5 protein-coding genes are annotated in these 6,626 nt (G+C 72.7%); 3 read left to right on the top strand and 2 right to left on the bottom strand.

Annotation, left to right across the window (positions count from 1 at the left end):
* From OXN85_04965 to OXN85_04955, 3 genes are all read left to right on the top strand, one after another.
* Window positions 1–953: choice-of-anchor B family protein (locus OXN85_04965; protein MCY3599309.1), on the top strand; the 953-nt coding region annotated here is incomplete at its 5' end.
* A 28-nt stretch (window positions 954–981) separates the two neighbouring features.
* Window positions 982–1,449 carry a CDGSH iron-sulfur domain-containing protein gene (locus OXN85_04960; protein ID MCY3599308.1) on the top strand — a complete coding sequence of 156 codons (468 nt, stop codon included), beginning with the start codon at window positions 982–984 and terminating at the stop codon, window positions 1,447–1,449.
* Window positions 1,450–1,455: 6 nt separating this feature from the next.
* Complete coding sequence (locus OXN85_04955; GenBank protein MCY3599307.1) at window positions 1,456–3,762, top strand: acyl-CoA dehydrogenase family protein; 2,307 nt, start codon at window positions 1,456–1,458, stop codon at window positions 3,760–3,762.
* 29 nt (window positions 3,763–3,791) lie between these two features.
* Here the strand turns inward: OXN85_04955 and OXN85_04950 are convergent, their stop codons facing one another.
* Together OXN85_04950 and OXN85_04945 are read right to left on the bottom strand one after the other, a co-directional pair.
* Window positions 3,792–4,787 carry an ADP-ribosylglycohydrolase family protein gene (locus tag OXN85_04950; protein ID MCY3599306.1) on the bottom strand — a complete coding sequence of 332 codons (996 nt, stop codon included), beginning with the start codon at window positions 4,785–4,787 and terminating at the stop codon, window positions 3,792–3,794.
* Window positions 4,784–6,610, bottom strand: coding sequence for an NFACT RNA binding domain-containing protein (locus OXN85_04945; GenBank protein MCY3599305.1), 1,827 nt, complete (start codon window positions 6,608–6,610; stop codon window positions 4,784–4,786). The genes OXN85_04950 and OXN85_04945 overlap by 4 nt, the downstream gene beginning before the upstream one ends.
* Between the last annotated feature and the right edge of the window lie 16 nt (window positions 6,611–6,626).

Raw genomic sequence — 6,626 nt, 5'->3', positions numbered from 1 at the left:
ACCCGGTGTATCTCGGCGTGATCCCCGCGAACCGCAGCGGTGCCCGCGACCTCAAGGTCTACGCCGACCACCTCTTCTTCACCGGGGACGGGGCCGGCGCGCACGGTCTCGTCGTCTTCGACCTCACCCGCCTGCGCGACGTGCCGAGTCCCCCGGTTGAGTTCGCGCCCGACCTCCGCTGGGACGGGATCGGGAGCGCCCACAACCTCATCATCGACACCGGCGCGGGCACCGCCTTTACCGTCTCCACGAGCGGAGACGGGCACACCTGCGGCGGCGGCCTCGTGATGATCGATATCCGCCAGCCGCTCGCGCCCGAGTTCGCCGGCTGCTACACGGACACCGAGGGGCTCATCTTCCAGGGGCGGACGCACGACGCGCAGTGCCTCGTGTACGACGGGCCCGACACGGACTACCGGGGCCGGGAACTGTGCTTCGCGTCGAACGAGACGGCGCTCCGGATCGTCGACGTCACGGACAAGTCGAACCCGCGCCCGATCTCGGCCGCCGCGTACCCCGGCGTCGCGTACATTCACCAGGGGTGGCTGAGCGACGACCGGCGCTACTTCTTCCTGGACGACGAACTCGACGAACTCGTCGGCACGACGGACCGGACGAAGACGATCGTGTGGGACGTGACCGATCTCGATGATCCCGTCGTGATCGCGGACTACTACGGACCCAACAACGCGACGGACCACAATCTCTACGTGAAGGGTGACCGGATGTACCAGGCCAACTACCAGGCCGGGTTCCGCGTCATCGACATCAGCGACCCCGAGAACCTGCGGGAGGTCGGGCACTTCGACACCACGCCGTACGGAGCCGATCCTCCCGGTTTCAACGGGGCGTGGACCGCCTTCCCCTACTTCGAGAGCGGGACCGTGCTCGTGACGAGCATGCTCGAAGGCGTCTTCCTCCTCAAACCGAGGCGAACCGAACTCGTCCCCTGACGGCGGACCCAACTGCAACGGAGATCGGATGACGGAAAACGGATGCATCGTTCACTGCGGCGGCGACGGCCCGCTGCTCGTTCGGAGTCCCCTCCGCGTACGCACGGCGGGGGCGGAAGACGGTATCGCCAAGCCGAAGGCCGCCCTGTGCCGCTGCGGGGAGTCGGCGAACAAGCCGTTCTGCGACGGGGCGCACCGCGACATCGAGTTCCGGGCCTCCGGGACGATCGACACGAGCCGCGCGACGTCGGAGCCGGGGCCGGAGTCGGAATCGGGGTCGGAGGCAGCGTCCGGGGAGGAGGTCGGGGAAGCGGTCGTCACGGCGCACGCGAACGGTCCGTTGCACTTCGACGGTGTCGTGGAGATCAGCGGAGAAGGGCACGAGGGGTCCGCCCGCTTCCTGCAGCCGTGGCTCTGCCGCTGCGGCGCGTCGAACAACAAGCCGTTCTGCGACGGGGCCCACAAGGAGATCGCGTTCGAGGCTGAGGGGCTGTAGCACCCCATGGCCGGGCCGGAGTCGCTCGCCTTCCATCCTCTCCTGTACGTCGCGTGGGCCGACGGGGAACTCGCGGCCGAAGAGCTCGCCATGCTGCGCGGGCACCTGCGCGAGGCGGGGCTTCCCGAGGGAGCCCTCGCCGCGTGGCTCGACCCCGGCGCGCCCCCCTCGGCGGAGCGGCTCCTCCACCTCCTCGATGAAGTGCGGCGGCGGGCGGCGGAGGTCTCGCCCGAGCGCAGGCGATCCCTCACCGAACTCGGCATCGCGATCGCCGAGGCCGACGGCGAGCACCCCACGCGGGAGGAACGCGCGGCCATCCTCCGCATCGAGGAGGCGCTGTGCCTGGGCGGTCCAGACGCCGTGGCGACGCTCTTCGACCCGGCGCGACCGATCGCGCCGCTTCCCGACGTCCGGCCCCGCTTCGACGCCGGCGCGATGGCGCGCTTCCTCGCCGGCCCCGCGCCGGAGACCCGGAAACGCGTGTGTGCGGTGCTGTCGGACGGCCGGTTCAAGCCAACGACCGGCCTCTCGACGGCCGACTACCGCGCGCGGGTCTCGGAGTGGTGCCGCGCGCTTGCCGACGAGGGACTCGGGGCCCTCAGCTACCCCGCGGAGTTCGGGGGTGGGGAAGACCCCGCGGCCTTCATCGCCACCTTCGAGACGCTCGCCTTCTTCGACCTCAGCCTGCTCACGAAGTTCGGCGTCCAGTTCGGGCTCTTCGGCGGCAGCATCCACCAGCTCGGGTCGCGGCGACACCACGAGAAGTACCTGAGGGACGCGGGCACGCTGGCGCTCCCGGGGTGTTTCGCGATGAGCGAGACGCTGCACGGGTCCAACGTCCAGGACATTCAGACGACGGCTGTGTACGACGACGGGACGCGGGAGATCGTGGTCCACACTCCCGTTCCGGGAGCGCGCAAGGACTACATCGGGAACGCCGCGCGGGACGGCCGCCTCGCCACCGTGTTCGCGCAACTCGAGGTCGAAGGGGAAGGGCGCGGCGTGCACGCGATCCTCGTCCCCATCCGCGGCGAGGACGGAGGGCCGCTGCCCGGCGTGACGATCGAGGACTGCGGCGAGAAGCTCGGCCTGAACGGCGTGGACAACGGACGCCTCCACTTCGATCGCGTGCGCGTGCCGCGGGGAAACCTCCTCGACCGCTTCGCCTCCATCGACGATCAGGGGGCCTATCGGAGTCCGATCGCGAGCCCGGCCCGGCGTTTCTTCACCATGCTCGGCACGCTCGTGAGCGGCCGCGTGGCCGTCGCGAGCGCGGCGCTCAGCGCGACGAAGGTCGCCCTCACGATCGCGGTCCGGTATGGGGCGCGGCGCCGGCAGTTCGGTCCGCCGGGCGAGGCCGAGCGCATTCTGCTCGACTATCCCGCCCACCAGCGGCGACTGCTCCCGCGCCTCGCCACGACGTACGCGCTCAATTTCGCCCTCCACGATCTGCAGGCGGAGTACGTGGCCGCGGTGACTGCGGAAGGGGAACCGGGGGACTCCGGCGAATCGGAGGTCGGGGATCCGGCGCGCCGGCGACGCCTCGAGGCTACCGCGGCCGGCCTCAAGGCCTGCGCCTCGTGGCACGCGACGGACACCATCCAGACCTGCCGGGAGTCGTGCGGGGGGCGCGGCTACCTCGCGCACAACCGCTTCGCGGCGCTCAAGGCGGACAGCGACGTGTTCACGACCTTCGAGGGTGACAACACCGTCCTCATGCAGCTCGTGGCGAAGGATCTCCTCACGGGCTTCCGCCAGCAGTTCGGCGATCTCGGCGCGCTCGGCATCGCGCGCTTCGCCGCCGGCCGCGCGCGGCGCGCGATCGCCGAGCGCAACTGGATCATCTCACGGAAGACGAGCGAAGCCCACCTGCGTGACCCCGGGTTCCACGACGCGGTTCTCGATGCCCGCCGCTCGGATCTCGTTCTTTCCCTGGCCCGGAGGGTCCGGCACCGGGTCGCGCGCAGGATGACCTCGTTCGATGCCCTCACGGACTGCCAGCATCACGCGCTCACGGCCGCACGGGCCCACGTCGAGTGCGAGGTCCTGCGCTCGATGACCGCGGCCGAGGGGCGGACGCCGAGTTCCGGCGTCGCCGAGTGGCTCGAGCGCCTGCGCTGCCTCTACGCGCTCGCCACGATCGAGCGCGAGGCGGCGTGGTTCCTGGAGCAGGGCTATCTGGATCCGCCCAAGAGCAAGGCCATCCGCCGCACCGTGACCGCGCTCTGCGCCGAAATCCGTCCCCAGGCTCTCCCCCTCGTCAACGCCTTCGAAGTCCCCCGATCCAGTCTCGAAGGCTCCATCGGCCTCTGACGCGACGACCGGCCCGCGCGGCGGCTCGTTCAGCTCGCGGGGGGTTCCGGACGCAGGAGCTGAGCGGCGAGGTTGAGGGCGTCGGTCGGCCAGTAGGGCTTCGGGCGAGGGCGCCGGACGCCGGGTCGGTCCGCTTCGGGGCGGCAGCGGAGGATCGGCCCGGTCCAGCGCGCGGGCACGGCCTCCAGCCCGTGGACCGCGCCCAGGAGCGCCCCGCAGATCGCGGCGTTCGTGTCGGTGTCGCCGCCCCTCATCACGCTGTCGATCACGCCCTCCTCGAGCGACGGCGCGTGCCGCAGCTGCCACAGCGCGTTGCGGAGCGCGATCAGGACCCAGCCCATGTGCGTCATGTAGTCGTCAGGCGGCCCGGCGGCGGCTGCCTCGACACACGCCCGCACGTCCGGGCAGATCCCCTCCTCGTTCGCCCACGCGGCGATCCGATCGTACAACGCGCGTGGCGTCGGGCCGCGGTCGATGGCGTGCGCGAGCGCCATCGCGAACAGCGCGTTCGCGTCGAGACAGACGCGGTGCGGGTGCGTGAGGCGGGCGTCTTCCCGCGCCCAGCGCGCGACCGCGTCGAGTGGATGGCGGCAGCCGAAGATGCCCAGCGGACCGATGCGCATTAGCGCCCCGTTGGCCTGGCTCTCGCGGCGCGGGTTTCCGAGCAGGCCGGCGCGGATCGTTAGGCCGCAGTCGAACGGGTCCGAGTCGAGCCACTCCCGGTAGGCGCCGTTCGCCGCCTCCGGGTCGTACGCGCCGCGCGCGATCAATGTGCGGGCCAGCGCCAGCGCCATCTCGGAGTCGTCCGTCGGCTGTCCCGCGAGCGTGTCGAACGTGCCCCCATCCTCGAGGTCGCGGACCCCGTCGGGATAGCGGAGGCGGATGTCCTCGGGCGACTGGAACTCGACGAGGCTGCCGAGCGAATCGCCGGCGATCAGGCCGATGAGGCAGCCGCGGGCGCGGTCGAGCTTCGCGTCCTCGCCGCGGGACGTTCCCGCGGGAACGTCGGCGGGCGGCGCGTTCATGCTTCCTCCATGCGCCGGACCATTGCCTTCACGAGGTCCGAATCGGGTTCGACGAAGATCGTTTGGACGCGGTCCGGGGTCACCGTGCCGGGAGGAGACTTCCGCGGCTTGCGCACGTACTTACGGCGGGTCCAGACGACCGGGGCCGTGCGGTTGTGGCGCGCCCCGCTGTGGACCGCCGCCACGGTCGCGGCTTCGAGCAGGTCGCGCCGCGGTGGATTCTCGTCCCTTCGCCCCCAGCGCAGAATCACGTGCGCGCCCGCGGCCTGGGAGGCGTGCAGCCAGATGTCGTCCGGCGCGGAGTGGCGGAAGGTGAGGTCGTCGTTGTCGCGGGCGCCGCGCCCGACCCGGATCTCCAGCCCGCCCGAGGACCGGAGCCGCGTGTAGGGCACCCGGAGATCCGGGCCTTCCGCCCGTCTCCCGCCCGCGCCGGTGCGGATCGGTCTCCCGCCGGCCGCGGTCCACAGGGCGTCCGACGGACCCGACTCGGCGAGCCGCTCGAGGTGAGCGTCGAACTTGGCCGCGCGCTCCCGGGCCGCCGCGATCGCCTCGGGCAGGCGCTCCCGCGCGCGCTCCCGGCGCCCGGCCTCGTCGAAGAAGGCCTCCGCGTTGGCGACCGCATCGCGCGCGGGGTTGAGCGCGATCTCGCGCGGCGCGCCGTCGAAGCCCGGCAGCGTCACGGCGGAGGCGCCCTTCGGCACCTCGTCCTTGCGGGCGAGGAGGATCTGGCCGAGGAGGCGGGGCTCGTCCGGCGGACCGGCCGCGGCCAGTTGCCGCTCGAGCGCGGCGGCCCGGCGCAGGTGCCGCTTCCGGCGCGCCCGGAGGCGCTTCCGGATCTGCGCGGCTTCGTCCCCGTCGTCGTCGTCGGCCGCCGCCGGGAGGGTCTGGAGGGCGGGGGCGGGGCCGCCGCCGGGGGCGAGCAGTTGCGCGGCCGCGGTCAGCAGTCCGGCGGCGGACCCGCTGCCGGCCTGGGCGGGGTGCGGATAGGGCTGGGGGCCCCACGGGCGGTCGAGCACGAAGGCCGGTCGGGGCGGCGCGCCCGGCGCATCGGACCCGGCCGGGCCGCGCTCAAGCGCCGCCGCGAGCGCGTGGAGCGCCCGGTATCGCGCGTACGTCTCCGCCGTATCGGACCCGGCCAGGATCCAGTCGACGTTGAGCGCGCTCGTCCACGCCCACGTCCGCAGCACGGCCCGCCGGCGGTCGGCCTCGTCTCCCGCCAGCACGGCGGCCCATTCCGCCTCCGATGGCGGAGCGGCCACCGCTCGCCGCGCGGACGAAGGCGGCACGTACGGCGCCCCGCGACGCAGCGAGCGGTCGCCCGCATCCCGCGCCAGGAGGGCCGCTTCGATGCGCCACGCCGATCGGGGGTCGCCCCCGGGCCCCTCGGTGCCGGGCCCCCCGGTACCTGACTCCGCCGGACCGGGCTCCGCGCCGGACTCCTCCTCTCGCCGGCAGTGCAGGGCGTTCCGGCCGCGGGTCGGGAGTTCGATCGCGAGCTGCTCCCACGGTCGCCCCGCCCGGTCGCCGAACGTCAGGAGCAGGGCGCGTTCATCCGCCGGCGCCCGCGCGTCCACGAGCGACAGGCGTCCGACCCGCAGCGCCTTTCCCTCCACGCCCGAGGCCGGCGCATCGGCGCCCAGTTCAAGGACGTACCCGTGCAGCGGGTGCAGCATCGCGACGAGCCGCGACCCGTCCTCGAAGGCGAGTTCCACGGCGCGCCGTCCGGATGCCATGCGGAGGCCGGCGATACGGACGCCCCGCCAGCGGTCGAGGATCTCGCGGGCGAGGGCCCGGGCGAGGAGAGAGTCGTATCGGATGGCCATTGCAGGTATATTCGGG

It is taken from the genome of Candidatus Palauibacter australiensis (genome assembly GCA_026705295.1).
Taxonomy (GTDB): domain Bacteria; phylum Gemmatimonadota; class Gemmatimonadetes; order Palauibacterales; family Palauibacteraceae; genus Palauibacter; species Palauibacter australiensis.
Note: the sequence above shows the minus strand (reverse complement) of the source record. Positions and strands in the feature narration are given on the sequence as shown.

Bases quoted from the DNA above. Each gene is read 5' to 3' on its own strand.
- OXN85_04945 (MCY3599305.1), bottom strand. From the start codon at position 6,610: ATGGCCATCCGATACGACTCTCTCCTCGCCCGGGCCCTCGCCCGCGAG.
- OXN85_04950 (MCY3599306.1), bottom strand. From the start codon at position 4,787: ATGAACGCGCCGCCCGCCGACGTTCCCGCGGGAACGTCCCGCGGCGAG.
- OXN85_04955 (MCY3599307.1), top strand. From the start codon at position 1,456: ATGGCCGGGCCGGAGTCGCTCGCCTTCCATCCTCTCCTGTACGTCGCG.
- OXN85_04960 (MCY3599308.1), top strand. From the start codon at position 982: ATGACGGAAAACGGATGCATCGTTCACTGCGGCGGCGACGGCCCGCTG.